Raw genomic sequence first — 19,240 nt, forward strand, 5'->3', positions numbered from 1 at the left:
GCGTCAGCGCGCGAGCGCCGGGATGCTGCCCGTGGCGGGCGACGACGTCGCCGCAGGCGCAGGCGTCGTGACGGGGGGAGCCGCGGCGATGGCCGCCGCCTTCCGTTCGCGCGCCGCCGCTCGAGCCGGCTCTCCCGCGTTGACGATGCCGCGGACGACCACGCCGATCACGAGCAGGCCGACCAGCAGGGCGACGGACACGAACAGCGGCGTCCACTGGTTCGCGAACGACGCGACCAGGCTCAGCACCGCCGCCGGGATCCACACGCCGACGGCCCCTCCGGCCAGGCCTCCGGCCCCCCGCATGATCGCCACCGCCGCGACCAGGGCGCACAGCCCGGCCAGAACGGCTCCCACGATCCCCAACGGCACCAGAATCGATGCCAGTTCGCTTGCGACTCTCGATGATGTCATCATTCGACCCCCCGGTCAGCGGACCCTCCGCACTATCAAGAGTACGAAGGGCACCCCGTCCCGGCATCCATCTGCAGGATGATGTTGCGCAATCTTGACTGGCCGTTCAACGTCGCTTCAACCAGGCGAAGCGCGACCCGCGGACGACGCGCACCGGCTGCGTCAGGACCGCGTCGACGACCATGGAGCCGTCCGTCGGTCCGACGATCGCGATCGCGGAGGTCTCCGTCGCCTCGACGGGATCGACCTTCATGCGCGCGAGGTCCCGATGCGCCCGGATGTACGCCGGCACGAGCAGCACGATCGCGCCGAGCCACGCCAGCGGGTTGCTGAGCGCGACGCCCTCGAAGCCGATCATCGCGCCGAGCACGACCGCGGCGCCGACGCGCATCACGAGCTCGATCACCCCGGTCACCGTGGGCACGAGCGTGTGGCCGAGTCCCTGCAGCGCACCGCGGAGCACGAACAGGATGCCGAGCGCCCAGTATCCGCATCCGTTGATGACGAGCATGAGGTGCGCGAGGTCGACGACGTCGTCGGCGGCGGTCCCGTGCCCGACGAACAGGCGCACGAGCGGGGCGCCGAACGCGATGATGATCACGCCGAGCAGCAGACCAGCGGCCACCGCCATCCAGGTGCCCTCGATGACGCCGCGGCGGATGCGGTCGGGGCGGCGCCCGCCGAGGTTCTGCGCCGCGTACATCGACGCCGCGAGGCCGAGCGACGAGAGGAACGCGACCGCGAGGCCGTCGACGCGCGACGCCGTCGTGTACGCCGCGACCGCCTCGGAGCCGAGCGTGTTCAACGCGACCTGCACCGTGAGCGTGCCGATCGCGATGATCGACGCCTGGAACCCCATCGGGAGTCCGAGGCGCAGGTGCTCGCGGACGTCGTCCCGCGTGACCCGCCAGTCGACACGACGGAGGTGCAGCATCGGCAGACGACGGCGGACGAACTCGAGGCAGAGGACCACCGAGACGGCCTGCGCCACGACCGTCGCGAGCGCCGCGCCTCCCACGCCCCATGCGAGCGGGCCGACCATGAGCACGACGAGGCCCACGTTGAGGACGCACGACACCGTGAGGAAGACGAGCGGGGTGCGGGAGTCGCCGATCGCGCGGATGATCGCCGACAGGTAGTTGAAGAACATCGTCGCGCTCGCACCGAGGAAGCTGATCTGCGTGAAGACGACGGCTTCGGTCATGAGCTCGGGCGGCGTCTGCAGCAGTTCGAGGACGGGGCGCGAGATGAGCGGCGCGACCACCGTGAGGACGATGCTGGTCGCACCGGTCAGCAGCACGCCCGTCGCGACCGAGCGGCGGACGCCGGCGGCGTCTCCCGCGCCGAAAGCCTGGGCGATCGGGATCGCGAAGCCGCTCGTCAGACCCCAGGCGAAGCCGATGAGCAGGAACAGGAGGCTGCCGGTGGCGCCGACGGCGGCGAGCGACTCGACTCCGAGGTGACGTCCGACGACGACGGCGTCGGCGAACTGGTACATCTGCTGCACGACGTTGCCGATGAGCAGGGGGATCGAGAAGGCGAGGATGACACGCCACGGGCGGCCCGTGGTGAGGGAGGTGGCCATGGGGAAGCGGCTCGCAGGACTGAGGGGGCGGATCGGGGGGAGGCACCAGCCTATCGAATCGATTCGGGTAAGCGGTATCCGGATGTGGCGCATTCCGGCATACCGGAAGGGGATTTCAACGATGGCCGCGTGCGGGGTTAGCCTGCCTCAGCATGCCCTCGCGGCATGCACGTCGATGAAGACCGGAGGGGCACGCAGTGACGAAGGAATACACCGGAGGGACCGACCGCACGACGGATGCCGGCGCGGGCGAGGAGCAGCACCTGCGGCGAGCGCTGAGCAACCGCCACATCCAGCTCCTCGCGATCGGCGGAGCGATCGGCACCGGCCTGTTCATGGGCAGCGGCAAGACGATCTCGGTCGCCGGCCCCTCGGTCATCTTCGTCTACATGATCATCGGCTTCATGCTGTTCTTCGTCATGCGGGCGATGGGCGAGCTGCTGCTCTCGAACCTCAAGTACAAGTCGTTCAGCGACTTCGCGAGCGACCTGCTCGGCCCGTGGGCCGGGTTCTTCACCGGCTGGACGTACTGGTTCTGCTGGGTCGTCACGGGGGTCGCCGACGTCATCGCGATCGCCGGATACACGGACGCGCTGTTCCCCGGCATCCCGCTGTGGATCCCCGGTGTGCTCGTGGTCGTGATCCTGCTCGCACTCAACCTCCCCACCGTCGCCGCGTTCGGCGAGATGGAGTTCTGGTTCGCGCTCATCAAGATCGTCGCGATCGTCGCGCTCATCGTGACGGGTCTCGTGATGATCGTCACCGGGTTCCAGCACGAGGCCGGCACCGCGAGCTTCGCGAACCTGTGGGAGCACGGCGGCATGTTCCCGCACGGGTTCCTCGGCTTCGTCGCCGGGTTCCAGATCGCGGTTTTCGCCTTCGTGGGCGTCGAGCTCGTCGGCACCGCCGCCGCGGAGACCAAGGACCCGGAGAAGAACCTGCCCAAGGCGATCAACGCCATCCCGATCCGCATCCTGCTCTTCTACGTGGGCGCGCTCGTGATCCTCATGGCCGTGACCCCGTGGACCGAGTACGTCGCGAACGAGAGCCCGTTCATCGCGATGTTCGCCCTCGCCGGCCTCGGCATCGCCGCGACGGTCGTGAACCTCGTGGTGCTGACCTCGGCCATGTCGAGCGCGAACTCCGGCATCTACTCGACCTCGCGCATGGTGTTCGGCCTCGCGCAGGACGGCGACGCTCCCCGGGTGTTCGGCCGCCTGTCGAAGCGGCGCGTGCCGCAGAACGCCCTGTTCCTCTCCTGCATCCTGCTGCTGTCGGGCGTCGTGCTGCTGTACGCGGGCGAGGACATCGGCACGGCGTTCTCGATGGTCACGACCGTGTCGGCCGTGTGCTTCATGTTCGTCTGGACGATCTTCCTGTGCAGCTACCTCGCCTACCGTCGGCGCCACCCCGAGAAGGTCGCCGCGTCGAAGTTCCGGATGCCGGGAGGGCGCGTCATGGTGTTCGTGGTGCTCGCGTTCTTCGTGTTCATCCTCTGGGCGCTGACGACCCAGCCCGACACGCTGACCGCGCTGGCCGTGACGCCGATCTGGTTCGCGCTGCTGTTCGTGTCGTGGCTGTTCGTGCGGAAGTCGTCGAACCACCTGACGCGGCACGCGGCGCACATCGCGTACCTGCGCAGCGACGACTCGGAGTAGGCGGCTCAGCGGGCGCAGAGGACTCGCCGGATATCCTGGACGCCGCGGTCGGAAGGAGAGCGATGTTCGACAGTCCGCTCTCGGCCTCGGCGTACGAGATCCTCGGCGTCGACCCCGACGTCGATCACGTCGAGCTGCGCCGGGCGTACCGACTCCGCCTGCGCCAGACGCATCCGGACACGGGCGGCGACGCGGCCGTGTTCATCCAGGTGCAGCGCGCCTGGGAGCTGGTCGGCACCCCCGAGCTCCGGGAGGCGTACGACCGGCGGTCGGGCGTGCATCCCGGCATCCCCACGGATTCGACACAGAGCGGATGGCGGCCGCAGTCCGCACCGCGCACCGACACCCGGCCGCGGGCCCGCTCGTACGGACAGCCCGGCGGATGGCGGCGCGAGCGCTATCTGTCGCTGATCCGCGAATGGGCGGGCTTCGGCGTCGAGCTGCCGGATCCCTACGACCCCGCGCTGGTGCGCTCGGCCCCGCGCGAGGTGCGACGCCTGCTCGCCGACGCCCTCGCTGAGGAGGCCACGGCCCGCACGGTGAGTGCTCTCGGCATGGGCTTCACCGTGTGGCACGACGTGGCGGTCACGGCGGACGCCGACGACAAGCTCGACCACGTGATCCTCAGCCCCTCCGGTCTGTACGGCGTGATGTCGGAGGACTTCGGCGGGGTCGTCGGCTTCCGTCGCGGCGAGATCACCGGCCCGAGCCTCGGCACCAGGGCACCCGTCACGGCGGCGCTGGCACGGGTGCGCGCAGTCGCGAAGACGGCGCGCGTGAAGTTCGGCGGCGTGATCATGGTGCTGCCCGACGACGACCTCTCGCAGGCGGTGACGCCGCTCGGCAGCAGTCGCGGCGTGCCGGTCGTGGTCGTGCGCCGGAGCGCCCTCGCGATGGTGCTCCGTCAGGGCGTGCCCGGAGCCCGGGCCATCGGCGGCAACGAGCTGTTCGACGTGCGCACGCGGCTGCAGCAGACCGTCCGCTTCGTCTGAGGCGCGGACGCACGCGGCACACGAACTTCGGAGATCCGCATGAATTGCGGACGATCTCGGCCGCAGCATCCGAAATTCGTGCGGTTGTCCGAGATTCGTGCCGGCGGATGCCGTTGACACAGCGCGTCAAACCGGTTTACGCTCGTCCCATCAAACCGGTTCAACCGGAGTTCCAGCGCGAACGAACCACGAGAGAGTCCACGAGGAGGTGGCATGAGCCGCACGACGATCGCCGACGTCGCCCGCGAGGCCGGCGTCACGAAGGCCACCGTCTCTCACGCCATGAGCGGCAAGCGGCCGATCTCCGACGACACGCGGGCCAAGGTCCTCGCCGCGGCCGAGCGGCTGCAGTGGGTGCCGAGCCAGAGCGCCCGAGCCCTCGCGACGCAGCGTGCGAACGCGGTCGCCGTCGTCCTCGCCCGAGACCCCGAGGTCATCGCGAACGACTCGTTCTTCCCGGCGTTCATCGCGGGCGTCGAGTCCGTGCTCGCCGAGACCGAGACGGCGCTGCTGCTGCAGGTCGTGCCCGATCGTGCCGCCGAGGAGCGGGCCTACCGCACGCTCAGCCACGGCCGCGCCGACGGGGCCCTGCTGCTCGACCTGCGCACCGACGACTGGCGCGTGCCGCTGCTCGAGGAGCTCGACGTGCCGACCGTGCTGGTGGGCGCCTACGAGCAGCCGACCCGGTTCTCCTGCGTGCGCACCGACGACGCCGTCCCGGTCACGCAGATCATCGAGCACCTGCGCGCCGCCGGTCACGAGCGCATCGCCCACGTCTCCGGTCCGCTCGACTACGTGCACTCGCGCGTCCGGGCCGACGCCTACATCGCCGCGATCGGCGACGACGAACTGCTGCGGGAGGGCGACTTCACGGCATCCAGCGGTCGCGCCCGCACCGCCGAACTGCTCGCCCTGCCCCAGCGGCCGACCGCGATCCTCTACTCGAACGACACCATGGCGATCGCCGGACTCTCGTACGCCCGCTCGCAGGGACTCGACATCCCCCGCGACCTGGCGATCTCGGGCTTCGACGACGACCACCTGTCGGCCCACCTCTCCCCCGCGCTCACCAGCGTCTCGTCGAGCCCCGCCGCCCGCGGACGGGCCGCCGCCCGTCTGCTGCAGGCCGACATCCTCGGCGCGGAGCCGCGCACCGAGGTCGTCGACGGCAACGCCGTGCACTTCCGGGAGAGCACCGGCATCTGACCCGAACCACCCGCATCACCCGTATCGCGCCGTTCATCACGTCAAGGAGGACATCATGAAGAAGATCCGAGCCGCAGCACTGCTGGGGGCCGTCGCCCTCGTCGCCACCGGATGCTCCGCGGGAGGGGGTGGCGGCGGCGGTTCGGCCGACGCGACCGGGCCCATCGACATCTGGCTGTCGAACAACGAGCAGGAGCTCGAATGGGGCAAGGCCGTGGTCGAGGCGTGGAACGCCGAGCACCCGGACGAGAAGGTCACGGCGCAGGAGATCCCCGCCGGCTCCTCGTCGGAGGAGGCCATCACCGCCGCGATCACCGCCGGCACCGCGCCCTGCCTGGTCTACAACGTGGCCCCGGCCGCGGTGTCGGGCTGGGTCAAGCAGGGCGGCCTCGTGAACCTCAGCGAGCTCGACGGCGGTGCCGACTACATCACCGAACGCGGCGGCGACGTCGACGCCTACGCGACCGACGGCGACTTCTACCAGGTGCCGTGGAAGTCGAACCCCGTCATGGTCATGTACAACAAGGCACTGTTCCAGGCCGCCGGCATCGACCCGGAGAACCCGCAGATGAACACGTACGACGCGTTCATCGAGGGGTCGAAGGAGATCGTCGCCTCGGGCGTGCAGAGCGCGATCTGGCCGGCGCCGACCAGCGAGTTCTATCAGCCGTGGTTCGACTTCTACCCGCTGTACCTCGCCGAGACCGACGGCACGATGCTCGTGGAGGACGGCAAGGCCACGTTCGACTCGGATGCCGGACGCGACGTTGCCGACTTCTGGTCGACCTTCTACACCGAGAAGCTGTCGCCGAACGAGGCATCGACCGACGACGCGATGTCGGCCGGTACGACCGCCATGCAGCTCGCCGGCCCGTGGGCCATCCCGTCGTACGCCGACACGGTCGACGTGGGCTTCATGCCGGTGCCGACGAGCGACGGACGCGAGAACCCCACGACGTTCGCGGACTCCAAGAGCGTCTCGATGTTCACGGCCTGCGAGAACCAGGGCACCGCGTGGGAGTTCCTGCAGTTCTCGACGAGCCAGGACAGCGACGGCCAGCTGCTCGAGGCGACCGGCCAGATGCCGATGCGCACGGGCCTCGCCGACACCTACGCCGACTACTTCTCGGCCAACCCCGACTACATGGCGTTCGCGGAGCAGGCCGAGGCCACGGCCGACGTGCCCAGCATCGCGAACTCGGTGGAGGCGTGGCAGGCGTTCCGCGACGAGTACTCCTCGGCGGTGATCTTCGGCAAGGAGTCGACGGACGACTTCCTGAAGAACGCCGCGACGAAGATCGACGAGCTCGTCGCCGAGTGACGGCGGCGACGTCAGAGTCATGACTCTCCGAGACGACGCGGTCACGGAGGTGGCCGGGGCACCGCACGCCCCGGCCACCCCGCCGGCCCGGTCATCGAGGTCGCTGCGCACCCGGCTGCTGGGCGGGCAGCCGATCGGCGGGCTCTTCGCGCTGCCATACCTCGTGTTCGTGATCGCGATCTTCGCGTATCCGCTGGGCTTCGCGGTCTACATCGCCTTCCACGACTACTTCTTCACGGCACCCGGCGCCGAGGTCGAGCGGCCCTTCGTCGGCTTCGACAACTTCGTCACCGTGCTCACCGACCCGCGGGTGCTCGGGGCTTTCCGCAACACGCTGATCTTCCTCGTGATCAACGTCCCGCTCACGGCCGTGCTGTCGCTCGTGCTCGCGGCGGCGCTCAACACCGGCATCCGCTGGGCAGCCGCCTACCGCGTGGCGTTCTACGTCCCGTACCTCACGGCGAGCGTCTCGCTCGTGGGCGTGTGGATGCTGCTGTTCTCGGGCAACGGGCTGATCAACACGATCCTCGGTCCGCTCGCACCCGATCCCTCGTGGCTCGTGAACAGCGGTCTCGCGATGCCGATGATCGCGTTCTACGTCACCTGGAAGCAGCTGGGCTTCTACATCCTGCTGTACCTCGCCGCTCTGCAGAACGTGCCGAAGGAGCTGTACGAGTCGGCCGAGACCGACGGCGCCGGAGCGTTCTCGCGCTTCTGGAACGTCACCGTCCCCGGCGTCCGCAGCGCCACGACACTCGTGCTCATCCTGTCGATCATCACGGGCGCGAACCTCTTCACCGAGCCGTACCTCCTCACGAACGGCGGCGGTCCCGACGGTGCGTCGACCACGCCCGTGCTGCTCATCTACCAGCTGGGCATCCAGCAGCAGAACCCCGACACCGCGGCCGCGATCGGCATGATCCTCGTGATCCTCGTCGGGATGCTGTCGCTCATGGCCAACCGCGCGACGAGGGAGCGATGATGACCCGCCGACGTTCACTGCCCCGCATCCTCAGCATCGTTCTGCTGACGGTCGCGGCGATCGGGTTCGCGTTCCCGTTCTACTTCATGCTCGTGGGCGCCTTCCAGGAGAGCCCGACGAACTCGCCCGACGAGCTGCTGCCGACGAGCGGCTGGACGATCGAAAACTTCCTCGCGATCGACTCGCGCATCGACCTGATGGGGTCACTGCTCAACTCGCTGATCTTCACGGCCGGCGTGCTGCTGGGCACCGTCGTGTTCGGCCTGCTCGCGGGCTACGCGATCGCGCGGCTCGACTTCCGCGGTCGCGGGGTCGTGTGGGTGCTCATGCTGCTCGTGCAGATGGTGCCGTTCCAGCTGCTCATGATCCCGCTGTACGTGCAGATCACGCGCAACTACGGGCTCGGCGACTCGTATCTCGGCATGATCCTGCCGTTCCTCATCAACACCACGGCGGTGTTCATCTTCGTGCAGTTCTTCAAGGCGCTGCCCGCCGAGATCTTCGAGGCCGCCCGGATCGACGGCGCGGGCGAGATCCGCCTGCTCACCTCGGTCGCGATACCGCTGATCCGCCCCGCGCTCGTCACGGTCGTGCTCGTGACGTTCATCGGCCCCTGGAACGAGTTCCTGTGGCCGTTCCTCATCACGAAGGATGCCGCGCTGCAGCCGCTCGCGGTGTCGCTCGCGAACTACATCTCGAACGTCGCGCAGTCGACCGCGAACCCGAACGGGGCGATCCTCGCCGGGGCCACGGCACTGGCGTTCCCCGTCGTGATCCTGTTCATCGTGTTCCAGCGGTTCTTCCGCGCCACCGACCTGGGCGCGGCCGTCAAGGGCTGACGCCCGGCCGGCCCTCCCCCTCCACCAGACCCCCGCCAGAAAGGGCATCCATGTTCTCCGGAGCTTCCTTCCCGCTCGGTCCGTTCACCCCCTACGAGGGCAACCCGATCCTGCGCCCGCGCGGCGACAGCTGGGAGTCGGCCAACCTCTACAACCCGGCGGCTCTCGTCGACGGCGACGAGGTGCTGCTGCTGTACCGCGCGCACGCCGACGACATCGTGTCGCACATCGGCCTCGCCCGGTCGCGCGACGGCGTGAACTTCGAGCGCGAGGACGCGCCGATCCTGTCGCCGTCCGAGGACTACGAGACCTACGGCTGCGAGGATCCGCGCATCGCGCTGATCGACGGCACCTACTACCTCACCTACACGGGCTGGGACCGCCGCAGCGCCCAACTGTGCCTGGCGACCTCGACCGATCTGCGCACCTGGACCAAGCACGGCCCGCTCTTCGACGACTTCGACACCTTCAAGACCATGGACCCGCGCGGCTTCAACTGGTCGAAGGCCGGGGTCATCGTGCCGCAGCGGATGCACGGGAAGTGGTGGATGTACTTCGGCGAGGGCGGGATCTACTGGGCGACCAGCGACGACCTGATCCACTGGACGCCCGGCACGCCCGACACCGAGCCCATGTACTCGCCGACGCCGGGCACCTGGGACGAGGCCCTCGTCGAGGTCGGCACCTCGCCGGTCGTGACCGACAACGGCCTGCTCGTGATGCTGACGAACGGCGCCACGCGCACGGTGCACGACGATGGCACGGTCGACGTCGACTACCGCTGCGGGCAGATCGCGATCGATCCCGACGAGCCCACGAAGGTCATCGCCCGGATGCAGGAGCCGTGGCTGCGGCCTCAGACGTTCGAGGACCTCCACGGACTCGTCTCGAACGTGACGTTCGTCGAGGGGCTCGTGAAGTTCCACGGGAAGTGGTTCGCGTATTACGGGCAGTCCGACACGACGCTCGCGGTCGCGATCCACGACCCCGCGCAGCCGTGGGGTCGGGCGCTTCGGGAGGAGTCATGAGCATCTCGCGACGCGCGTTCCTCACCGCGGCGGCGGCCGCCTCGGCGCTCACCCTGCTCCCCGCGCGCCCGGCCGACGCCGCGGTCGGGTCGGGCGCGGCATCCGCTCTGCCCTTCTCCCTGCCCGCGGAGGCCGCGCGCGGGCGGCGACTCACGAACCTCGCGCATCTGCGGTTCCTGCTCGCGGAGGTGCCGGTCGCGGCGAGCGCGACGCACACGACCTATGGGATCGACGTGCGCCCCGTGGTGCGCGCGCCCTGGACCTACGCCGACACCGACGGGGCCGGCGGGTACCGACCGGTGGGCGGTGGAACGCGCGATGCGGCGACCGGGCACTGGACCCAGGGCGCGTACAACGCCGACGACATCGCCCGCGCGGCCGTCGTGTTCCTGCGCGACTGGAAGGTCACGGGCGATGTGCAGAGCCGCGATGAGGCGCGCGATGTGCTGCGCTCGCTCGCGTTCCTGCAGACGGCCTCGGGACCGGATGCCGGACGCGTGGTGCTCTGGCAGCAAGAGGACGGCGTGCTCAACCCCAGCGCGATCCCGATCGAGCTGCCCGACCCCTCGGACTCGGCGGAGTCGTACTGGCTCGCGCGCACGGTGTGGGCGTTCGGCGAGGGGTACGCGGCGTTCGCGGCGGAGGATGCCGACTTCGCGGCGTTCCTGCTCGAGCGGTTGCACCTGTGCCTCGACGCGCTCGGCGCCGAGTCGCTGGGACGCGCAGGGCAGTTCGTGCGCAGCGACGGCCGCGACCTGCCCGCCTGGCTCATCGCGGGAGGGGCGGATGCGACGGCCGAGGCCATGCTGGGTCTCGCGGCGGCCGCCGAGGTCGGCGATGCCCGCAGTCGCGACGCGCTTGCGACGTACGGCGAGGCGGTGGCCGCGATGGCGACTGACCCGCGCGGCGGCTGGCCGTTCGGAGCGGTGCTGCCGTGGACCGGATCGCTGGGGTTCTGGCACGCGTGGGGCGCCGCGGCGCCGGAGGCGCTGGGCCGGGCAGGGGCGCTGCTGCGGCGGCGGGACTGGTCGAAGGCGGCGATCGCCGACGCGGGCACGTTCACTCCGCAGTTGCTGGCCTCGGGCGGGCCGCACAACGCCTGGGCGCCGCTCCCCGCGGAAGCGCAGATCGCGTACGGCGCGCACGGCCGTGTGGCCGGGGCGCTGGCTGCGGCGGGGGTCGGCGGCGAGGGGCTGCGGCTGATCGCGGGCCTCGCGGCCGGATGGTTCTTCGGTGCGAACACCGCCGGTCTGCCGGTGTACGACCCCGCGACGGGTGTGACGTTCGACGGCGTGGAGACCGACGGGCGGATCAACCGCAACTCCGGCGCCGAGTCGACCATCCACGGCCTGCTCACGATGCTGCTGCTCGACGCGAACCGCGACGTCGCGGCGCTGGCGACCTCGATCACGGGACTGAACTCGTTCTCGGGACTGCGGGTGCTCGAGGCCGAGAGCGCGCGACTGTCGGCGGGGTGCGTGGTGGAGCGCCCGGCGGAGGGTGCGTGGACCGGGGAGGGCAACTTGTCGGGCGGCGCGTACGTGCGGGTGCCGGCCGGCGAGACCGTGGAGTTCGACGTGACCGAGGCCGACGGCATCCTGCATGCGCTGATCTGGCGGCAGGCGGCCGAGGCCGGGGATGCCGTGTGGGAGGTGTTCCGCGGGCGCAAGCGGGTGTGGAAGACGCGCGTGCCCGCCGGCGGAACGGGCGATCGCGGCCTCACGGAGGCCGACGGGATGCTCGTGCCGCAGCGCCTCGGCGGGGATCTGCCTCGCGAGGCGGTCGTCGTGCGATGCACGAGCCGCGGAGATGTGCGGCTCGACGCGCTCGTGATCCAGCCGGCCGTCGCGTCGGCCGTGTACGCGACGACCTCGGGCTCGGCCGTGCTCTACGCCGAGGGCACCGGACGCGATCAGCGGGTCGCGGCGCTCGCCCCCGGTTCGGGACGCGCGTACGATGCCGACGGGTCGCAGCGCGGCCAGGCGGTCGGCGGCGGGAAGGTGCGCGTGCGCGGCGGCGGGTTCACGGTCACGCGCTGAGGCTGTCCCGATTCGCGGATGCCGGCACGATTCGCGGACGATTCTCGAGAATGCGTCCGGCGTTCGTGACAGCATCCGCAGATCGTGACAGCCTGGCCGTGTGCCGACGAACGACCCGCTGCCCGAGCGCCCCGCCCCCGACAACCCCACCGGCAAGCTGGTGCTGCTGCGCCACGGCGAGACCGAGTGGTCGAAGTCCGGCCGTCACACAGGGCTCACCGACATCCCGCTGACCGCGCGCGGAGAGGACCTCGCCCGCGGCGCCGGGCGGCTGGTCGCCGACTACGAGTTCTCGCTCGTGCTCACGTCTCCGCTCGAGAGGGCACGGCGCACGGCGGAGCTCGCAGGACTGCACGCCGAGGTCGATCCGCTGCTCGTCGAGTGGGACTACGGCGGATACGAGGGTCGCACGACGAAGGACATCCGCGCTGAGCTCGGGTACGACTGGAGCGCCTTCACGCACGGCGTCGTGCGCGGCGAGACTCCCGGCGAGACCGTGGAGGAGGTTGCCGCGCGGGCGTCGCGCGTGCTCACGCGAGTGCTCCCCGCGCTCGTCGACGGCGACGTGGCCCTGGTCGCGCACGGCCACTTCCTCCGCATCCTCACCGCCGTGTATCTGCGGCTCGCTCCCCGTTTCGGCGCACAGATCTCCCTCGACGCCGGGTCGGTCTCGGTGCTGAGCTTCTACCGCGAGCAGCCGGCGATCCTGTCGTGGAACTACGGTCTCGAACTGCCGCTCGCGCCGTCCGAGTCCTGAGTCCTCTGGTCGCTGTCGCACCCGCGGAGTAGCGTGCCGGTCATGACGATGTCGACGGAGACGACGGACTGGCTGCTCGACGGCGACCCCGCGGTGCGCTGGCAGGTCGAGCGCGATGTGCTCGACGCCCCGGACGCCGTGTGGCAGGCGACCCGCGCACGGGTGGCGACCGAGGGATTCGGCGCCGCGCTGCTCGCGGCGCAGGACCCGGACGGACAGTGGGCGGGCGGGGCGCATTTCCCGGCGGGATGGTTCGATGGAGGTCGTCCGGCCGAGCCGGGGCAGCCGTGGACGGCGACGTCCTGGTCGCTGAATCAGCTGCGGGAGTGGGGCGTGGACGCGGCGGCGCTCGGCGACACGGCCGAGCGCCTGGACCGGAACTGCCGGTGGGAGTACGACGACATGCCGTTCTGGGGCGGCGAGGTCGACGTGTGCATCAACGCGTTCACACTCGCGAACGGCGCCTGGCTCGGTGCTGACGTGTCTCGGCTGGTCGCCTGGTTCCCGGAGCATCGGCTCGAGGACGGCGGCTGGAACTGCGAGGCCGAGGAGGGCGACTCCGTGCGATCGTCGTTCCACTCGACGCTCAACGCGCTGCGCGGGATGCTGTCCTACGAGGTGTTCACAGGCGACACCTCGCTGCGCGACGCCCGTCACGCGGGCGAGGAGTACCTTCTGCGCCGCAGGCTCCTGTACCGCGAGTCGACGGGTGAGCGGGTCGGCGAGTTCGTGGATCACTTCGTGTATCCGGCGCGGCATCAGTACAGCGCACTGACCGCGCTCGACCATTTCCGCGAGGCGGCGGCGGTCGACGGCACGGCGCCCGACGAGCGGATCGCGGACGCCGTCGAGCTCGTGCGCGCGGCGCGGCGGCCCGACGGGACGTGGCTCCAGGGAGCTCCCCTGCCGGGCCGCACCTGGTTCGACGTCGACGCCCCCGAGGGCGAGCGGTCACGGTGGCTCACCCTCATCGGAGCGCGCGTGCTGGACTGGGCCGACCGCGGCTGACGATGTCCGGCTGACCGCATTCGGCTCGTGATTCGACTCTCGGGATCCCGGCATGCGACACGCCGTTCTTTTGAATGATTCAAAATACGGGGTAGGGTCGAGGACATGGACACCACCCCCGACTCGGCGCTTCGCGGCGCCGGGCTGAAGGCGACCGCGGGCCGCGTCGCCGTCCTCGAGGCGATGGCGTCCATGGCCCATACGGATGCGGAGCGCGTGTACCGCGCGGTCTCCGAGGTGCTGCCGACCACGTCGATCCAGTCGGTGCACAACATCCTCGCGGACCTGACGACGGCGGGCCTGCTCCGCCGGATCGAACCGGCAGGTTCCGCGGCGCTCTACGAGCGGCGAACCGGCGACAACCACCACCACGTGGTCTGCACCCAGTGCGGTGCGATCGGCGACGTGGACTGCGTTGTCGGCGAAGCGCCGTGTCTCACCCCGTCTTCGGCCGGGGGATTCACCGTCCAGACAGCCGAAGTCACCTTCTGGGGCGTCTGCCCCAGTTGCCAGAACGCCGCGTAGGCGTGTCCGCCGACCGCACCCGGAACCCCGGGGGTATTCGTCGCGCCCGCGCGCAGAAGGAGAACACCATGACCGAGCCCACCACGACACAGACCGGGACGCCCGTCGCCAGCGACGCGCACTCCCTCACGGTCGGCGCCGACGGCCCCACCGTCCTGCACGACCGCTACCTCGTCGAGAAGCTCGCCTCGTTCAACCGCGAGCGGGTGCCGGAGCGCAACCCGCACGCGAAGGGCGGCGGCGCCTTCGGCACGTTCACCGTCACGGAGGACGTCTCGGCCTACACCCGGGCCGCGGCCTTCCAGCCGGGTGCCGTCAGCGAGACACTGCTGCGCTTCTCCTCGGTGGCCGGTGAGCAGGGATCCCCCGACACCTGGCGCGACGTGCGCGGCTTCGCGCTGCGCTTCTACACGGGCGAGGGCAACCTCGACATCGTCGGCAACAACACCCCGACGTTCTTCCTGCGCGATGCGATGAAGTTCCCCGACTTCATCCACTCGCAGAAGCGCCTCGGCGACTCGGGCCTGCGCGACGCCGACATGCAGTGGGACTTCTGGACCCTCTCCCCCGAGACCGCGCACCAGGTCACCTACCTCATGGGCGACCGCGGTCTGCCGCGCAGCTGGCGCCACATGAACGGCTACGGCTCGCACACCTACCAGTGGGTCAACGCCGCCGGCGAGCGCTTCTGGGTGCAGTACCACTTCCTGTCGAAGCAGGGCGTCGAGGCGATGAGCGCCGATGAGGCCGAGAAGCTCGCCGGGTCGGACGCCGACTACTACCGTCGGGACCTGTTCGACGCGATCGCGCGCGGCGAGAACCCCTCGTGGGACGTGTACGTGCAGATCATGACGTACGAGGAGGGCAAGACCTACCGGTTCAACCCGTTCGACCTGACGAAGACCTGGTCGAAGAAGGACTACCCGCGCATCAAGGTCGGCACGTTCACGCTCGACCGCAATCCGCAGAACTTCTTCGCCGAGATCGAGCAGGCGGCGTTCTCGCCCGGCAACCAGGTCCCCGGCACCGGCATCTCGCCCGACAAGATGCTCATGGCCCGGGCGTTCGCCTATGCCGACGCGCAGCGGTACCGCATCGGCGCGAACTACAACCAGCTGCCGGTCAATCAGCCGCACGCCGCCGAGGTCCGCAACTACATGCACGAGGGCCAGATGCAGTACCGGTTCAACCCGGCCGAGCACCGCGTCTACACGCCGAACTCGTACGGCGCGGCCGGCGGGCCCGAGGCCGACCCGCAGGCGGGCGTCGAGGCGAGCTGGGAGTCCGACGGCGAGCTGATGCGCGCCGCCGCGACACTCCGCGCCGATGACGACGACTTCGGTCAGGCGGGCACGCTGTACCGCGAGGTCTTCGACGACGAGCAGCGCGCCCGGTTCCTCGAGACGCTGACGGGCCAGGGTCACGGCATCACGATCGATGCGATCCGCGAGCGGTTCTTCCAGTACTGGACGAACGTGGATGCCGGGCTCGGCGAGGCGCTCCGCGCGCGCTTCTGACCCGCATCCTCCTGCCGAGGCCCACCTCTCGCGCCGAGACCCACCGTCCCACACGCTCGGGACGGTGGGTCTCGGCGCGAGAGGTGGGCGTCGGCGTGTGAGGCCGTGGTCGGACGAGGGAGGAGAATGGATGCCGTGGCCGTGCCTCTCTCCGATCTGACCCAGATGCCCGAACCGCAGCAGGTGTACGCCGCAGACGGCACCCGACTCGCGACCTACACGTGGGGCGAGCTCGACGATCCGGTCGTGGTGGTCGTGCACGGTTTCGCGTCGAGCGCCCGTGACACCTGGGTGCTGACCGGCTGGGTGCGCCAGCTGACGCAGGCCGGCTATCGTGTGCTCGCCCTCGACCAGCGCGGCCACGGACTCAGTGAGAAGCCGCACCAGGCCGACGCCTACGGCATCCGCACGCTCGCGACCGACGTCGAGACCGTCATGGACGCGTATCTCGTCGACGACGCGTTCTATCTCGGCTACTCGCTCGGAGCGCGCGTGGGCTGGGAGGTCGTGCGCGACCTTCCGCAGCGGATCGGCCGGGCGGTCCTGGGCGGCGTGCCCGACGGCATCCCGCTCGCGCGCCTCGATCTCGACCAGGTGCGGGCGTATCTCGACGACGGCGTCCCGGTCGCGGATCCGACCACCCAGAACTACATCGCGCTGACGGAGCGCGTGCCGGGCAACGACCTGGGGGCGCTCATGGCGCTTGCCGAGGGGCTGCGCTCGTCGCGGACGATCGATCCCGATCCGTCGAACGCGCCCGCCGCGCCCATCCTGTTCGCGACGGGGTCGAAGGACGCGATCATCGAGGGGTCGCGCGCGCTGGCCGAGGCCGCGCCCCACGGGCGTTTCTTCGAGATCCCCGACCGCAACCACTTCAACGCCCCGGGGTCGCGGGCATTCAAGGAGGCGGCGCTGGCCTTCCTCGCCGAGGAGTAGGCCCGAAAAGCCCCTGCCTCGGAGGGCAGGGGCTTCGGAACGGTCAGACCGCGCTGGTCTCCCGCTTCGGCAGCACCCATCCCGCGCGCGGGAAGTGGCAGGTGTAGCCGTTGGGGTACTTGATCAGGTAGTCCTGGTGCTCCTCCTCGGCCTGCCAGAACGGACCCTCGGGCTCGATCGTCGTGACGGCCTTCGCGGGCCACAGGCCGGAGGCGTCGACGTCGGCGATCGTGTCTCGCGCGACGGTCTCCTGCTCGGGGCTGAGCGGGAAGATCGCCGAGCGGTAGCTCGACCCGATGTCGTTGCCCTGGCGGTTCAGGGTCGACGGGTCGTGGATCTGGAAGAAGAACGCGAGGATGTCGCGGTACGTCGTCTTCGTCGGGTCGAAGACGATCTCCACGGCCTCGGCGTGACCGGGGTGGTTGCGGTAGGTCGCGTGGTCGTTCTCTCCGCCGGTGTAGCCGACGCGCGTGTCGAGCACGCCGGGCTGGCGGCGGATGAGGTCTTCCATGCCCCAGAAGCAGCCGCCGGCGAGGACGGCGGTCTCGGTTCCGGGGGTGCGGGTGATGGTGCCGGTGTCTGTCATGACTGCTCCTCGGAGGTGGGGGTGGTGGTGGAGTCGGCGTCGGAGCCGGGGAAGAGGTGACGGTAGCGACCGTACCCCTCATCCTCCAGGCTGTCAGCCGGGATGAAGCGCAGGGCGGCGGAGTTCATGCAGTAGCGCAGTCCGCCGTCGGCTGCGGGACCGTCGTCGAAGACGTGTCCCAGGTGGCTGTCGGCCCCGGTCGAGCGGGCCTCGGTGCGGGTCATCCAGAGTGTGCGATCGGTGCGGGTCGTGACGGCCTCGGCGTCGATCGGGCGCGTGAAGCTCGGCCATCCGGTGCCGCTGTCGAACTTGTCCGTGGACGAGAACAGCGGCTGGCCCGAGACGACGTCGACGTAGATGCCGTCGTCATGGGTGTTCCAGTAGGCGTTGCGGAAGGGCGGCTCAGTGGCGTCCTGCTGCGTCACCTCGTACTGCAGGTGCGTGAGGTCGCTGATCGCCTCGGGGGTCTTGCGGTAGTCGTTCGACATGATGCGTCTCCTTGGTCCGACGCGGCTGGCTGCGGCGTCACTAGAGGAGAACAGAGCGGATGCCGGATTTGGTCCCGCCTCTCTGAGAGCGGGCTGTGAGTTTCGGCGGACTCGATAGAGTGTCTCGACTGCAGACAGTTCGTCTGCGCATGCACTCCGGGAGAACGCACATGTCGGTGGGACTGCTCGCGGTCGTCGATGACATCCTCAGCGCGGCGATGAAGGCCTCGGCGAAGGCGGCGGGGGTCGTGATCGACGACGCCGCCGTGACGCCGCAGTACGTGCAGGGCATCACACCGGCACGCGAGCTGCCGGTGGTCGGCAAGATCGCGCTCGGGTCGCTCGCGAACAAGTTCGTCATCATCATCCCGATCGCGCTGCTGCTCACGGCGTTCGCCCCGTGGGTGCTGCCGTTCCTCCTGATCCTCGGCGGCGCATACCTGTGCTTCGAGGGCGCGGAGAAGGTTCTCGAGTGGTTCGGGGTGCAGCACGGCCATGCGGACGAGGGGGCCCGCGACGAGCGGAAGCTCGTGTTCGGCGCAGTGCGGACGGACCTGATCCTCTCCACCGAGATCATGCTCATCTCCCTCGCCAACCTCGAGGCGGGGCTCGACATCTGGACGACGCTCGCGATCCTCGCGGTGATCGCCCTGGTCATGACGGGAGTCGTGTACGGGGCGGTGGCGCTGCTCGTGAAGATCGACGACATCGGGCTGAAGATGGCGAAGAGCCCCGAGCGCCGCGTGCGCCATACGGGCACGAGGATCGTGCGGTCGATGCCCGGGGTGTTCCGGTTCATCAGCATCCTCGGCACGGTGGCGATGCTGTGGGTCGGAGGTCACCTGCTTCTCGTTAACCTCGGCGAGGTCGGCGTGCACTTCGGCGCGGACATCCTGCACGGAATCGAGCACGCCCTGGAGCCGGCCGGCGGCGTCATCGTGTGGATCGGCGACACCCTGTTCTCGGCGATCGCGGGCCTCGTCGCGGGCCTGATCATCGTCGGCGTCGTGCTCGGCATCGCGAAGCTCTTCGGCAGGAAGCCGAACTTCCACGAGGGCGAGGAATCCCCCGCCGACGTGCACGTCTGAACGGCGCCCGCACACGCCGCCCCGCCCCGCGCCGCGCCATCCCGGCGCGCGGTCAGGCGGCGATGTCGTAGCGGGCTCGTCCGCCGAGGCGTGGGGTGCGTGTGGGGTCGATGGTGTCGGGTGGGATGAGCCAGACCCGTGCTGTTGTTCCGGTGCCGGTGATGTGGATGTCCCAGCCGTTGTCGTGGACGCGGTGGTGACAGGACGTGCACAGCAGGACCCCGTTGTCGAGATCCGTCGGTCCGGTGTCGCGGTGCCACCATTTCAGGTG

General features: G+C 69.9%; 19 protein-coding genes. 14 read left to right on the top strand and 5 right to left on the bottom strand.

The annotated features are described in order from the left end of the window. Positions 1 to 3: 3 nt before the first annotated feature. Positions 4 to 357, bottom strand: coding sequence for a hypothetical protein (locus tag ACIPY8_RS19115; RefSeq protein ID WP_400821581.1), 354 nt, complete (start codon positions 355 to 357; stop codon positions 4 to 6). Between the two features lie 163 nt (positions 358 to 520). Continuing rightward, positions 521 to 1,999: an MATE family efflux transporter gene (locus ACIPY8_RS19120; protein WP_400821582.1), complete on the bottom strand. Its 1,479-nt coding sequence runs from the start codon at positions 1,997 to 1,999 to the stop codon at positions 521 to 523. Between the two features lie 197 nt (positions 2,000 to 2,196). On the opposite strand from ACIPY8_RS19120, the gene cycA reads away from it, so the two are divergent. From cycA to ACIPY8_RS19185, 13 genes are all read left to right on the top strand, one after another. After that, positions 2,197 to 3,657 (top strand): D-serine/D-alanine/glycine transporter, encoded by a 1,461-nt coding sequence (cycA, locus tag ACIPY8_RS19125; protein ID WP_400821583.1) that lies wholly within the window; start codon positions 2,197 to 2,199, stop codon positions 3,655 to 3,657. A 62-nt stretch (positions 3,658 to 3,719) separates the two neighbouring features. Further along, complete coding sequence (locus tag ACIPY8_RS19130) at positions 3,720 to 4,649, top strand: J domain-containing protein (protein ID WP_400821585.1); 930 nt, start codon at positions 3,720 to 3,722, stop codon at positions 4,647 to 4,649. A 213-nt stretch (positions 4,650 to 4,862) separates the two neighbouring features. Then, positions 4,863 to 5,855 (top strand): LacI family DNA-binding transcriptional regulator, encoded by a 993-nt coding sequence (locus ACIPY8_RS19135; protein WP_400821587.1) that lies wholly within the window; start codon positions 4,863 to 4,865, stop codon positions 5,853 to 5,855. 55 nt (positions 5,856 to 5,910) lie between these two features. Continuing rightward, positions 5,911 to 7,176, top strand: a complete 1,266-nt coding sequence (locus ACIPY8_RS19140) for an extracellular solute-binding protein (protein WP_400821588.1) — start codon at positions 5,911 to 5,913, stop codon at positions 7,174 to 7,176. A 19-nt stretch (positions 7,177 to 7,195) separates the two neighbouring features. Further along, the gene (locus tag ACIPY8_RS19145) at positions 7,196 to 8,158 is read left to right on the top strand and encodes a carbohydrate ABC transporter permease (protein ID WP_400821590.1); all 963 of its coding nucleotides are present in this window, start codon (positions 7,196 to 7,198) and stop codon (positions 8,156 to 8,158) included. Further along, positions 8,155 to 8,997: a carbohydrate ABC transporter permease gene (locus ACIPY8_RS19150; RefSeq protein ID WP_400821592.1), complete on the top strand. Its 843-nt coding sequence runs from the start codon at positions 8,155 to 8,157 to the stop codon at positions 8,995 to 8,997. Before ACIPY8_RS19145 ends, ACIPY8_RS19150 begins: the two co-directional genes overlap by 4 nt. 50 nt (positions 8,998 to 9,047) lie before the next feature. Then, the gene (locus tag ACIPY8_RS19155; protein WP_400821594.1) at positions 9,048 to 10,025 is read left to right on the top strand and encodes a glycoside hydrolase family 130 protein; all 978 of its coding nucleotides are present in this window, start codon (positions 9,048 to 9,050) and stop codon (positions 10,023 to 10,025) included. Continuing rightward, positions 10,022 to 12,064, top strand: coding sequence for a hypothetical protein (locus tag ACIPY8_RS19160; RefSeq protein WP_400821595.1), 2,043 nt, complete (start codon positions 10,022 to 10,024; stop codon positions 12,062 to 12,064). The genes ACIPY8_RS19155 and ACIPY8_RS19160 overlap by 4 nt, the downstream gene beginning before the upstream one ends. A 100-nt stretch (positions 12,065 to 12,164) precedes the next feature. Continuing rightward, a complete protein-coding gene (locus ACIPY8_RS19165; RefSeq protein WP_400821597.1) occupies positions 12,165 to 12,821 on the top strand; it encodes a histidine phosphatase family protein in 657 nt (218 codons plus the stop codon). A 42-nt stretch (positions 12,822 to 12,863) separates the two neighbouring features. Next, complete coding sequence (locus ACIPY8_RS19170) at positions 12,864 to 13,829, top strand: squalene cyclase (RefSeq protein WP_400821599.1); 966 nt, start codon at positions 12,864 to 12,866, stop codon at positions 13,827 to 13,829. A gap of 105 nt (positions 13,830 to 13,934) precedes the next feature. Continuing rightward, entirely contained in the window at positions 13,935 to 14,354 is a 420-nt protein-coding gene (locus tag ACIPY8_RS19175) for a Fur family transcriptional regulator (RefSeq protein WP_400821601.1), read from the top strand. Between the two features lie 68 nt (positions 14,355 to 14,422). Beyond that, positions 14,423 to 15,871 (top strand): catalase, encoded by a 1,449-nt coding sequence (locus ACIPY8_RS19180; protein ID WP_400821602.1) that lies wholly within the window; start codon positions 14,423 to 14,425, stop codon positions 15,869 to 15,871. Between the two features lie 126 nt (positions 15,872 to 15,997). Then, on the top strand, positions 15,998 to 16,807 hold the full coding sequence (locus ACIPY8_RS19185; protein WP_400821603.1) for an alpha/beta fold hydrolase: 810 nt from the start codon (positions 15,998 to 16,000) through the stop codon (positions 16,805 to 16,807). 43 nt (positions 16,808 to 16,850) lie between these two features. Here ACIPY8_RS19185 and msrA read toward each other — a convergent pair whose 3' ends face one another. After that, entirely contained in the window at positions 16,851 to 17,393 is a 543-nt protein-coding gene (gene msrA / locus ACIPY8_RS19190; RefSeq protein WP_400821605.1) for a peptide-methionine (S)-S-oxide reductase MsrA, read from the bottom strand. Further along, positions 17,390 to 17,881 (bottom strand): peptide-methionine (R)-S-oxide reductase MsrB, encoded by a 492-nt coding sequence (gene msrB, locus ACIPY8_RS19195; protein ID WP_400821606.1) that lies wholly within the window; start codon positions 17,879 to 17,881, stop codon positions 17,390 to 17,392. The genes msrA and msrB overlap by 4 nt, the downstream gene beginning before the upstream one ends. Before the next feature lie 170 nt (positions 17,882 to 18,051). Between msrB and ACIPY8_RS19200 the strand changes: the two genes are divergently transcribed. Next, positions 18,052 to 18,969 (top strand): DUF808 domain-containing protein, encoded by a 918-nt coding sequence (locus tag ACIPY8_RS19200; RefSeq protein ID WP_400821607.1) that lies wholly within the window; start codon positions 18,052 to 18,054, stop codon positions 18,967 to 18,969. Positions 18,970 to 19,021: 52 nt separating this feature from the next. Here ACIPY8_RS19200 and ACIPY8_RS19205 read toward each other — a convergent pair. Further along, a partial coding sequence (locus tag ACIPY8_RS19205; protein WP_400821609.1) for an HNH endonuclease occupies positions 19,022 to 19,240 on the bottom strand: 219 nt, incomplete at its 5' end.

Source organism: Microbacterium sp. NPDC089696 (assembly GCF_044749125.1).
Taxonomy (GTDB): domain Bacteria; phylum Actinomycetota; class Actinomycetes; order Actinomycetales; family Microbacteriaceae; genus Microbacterium.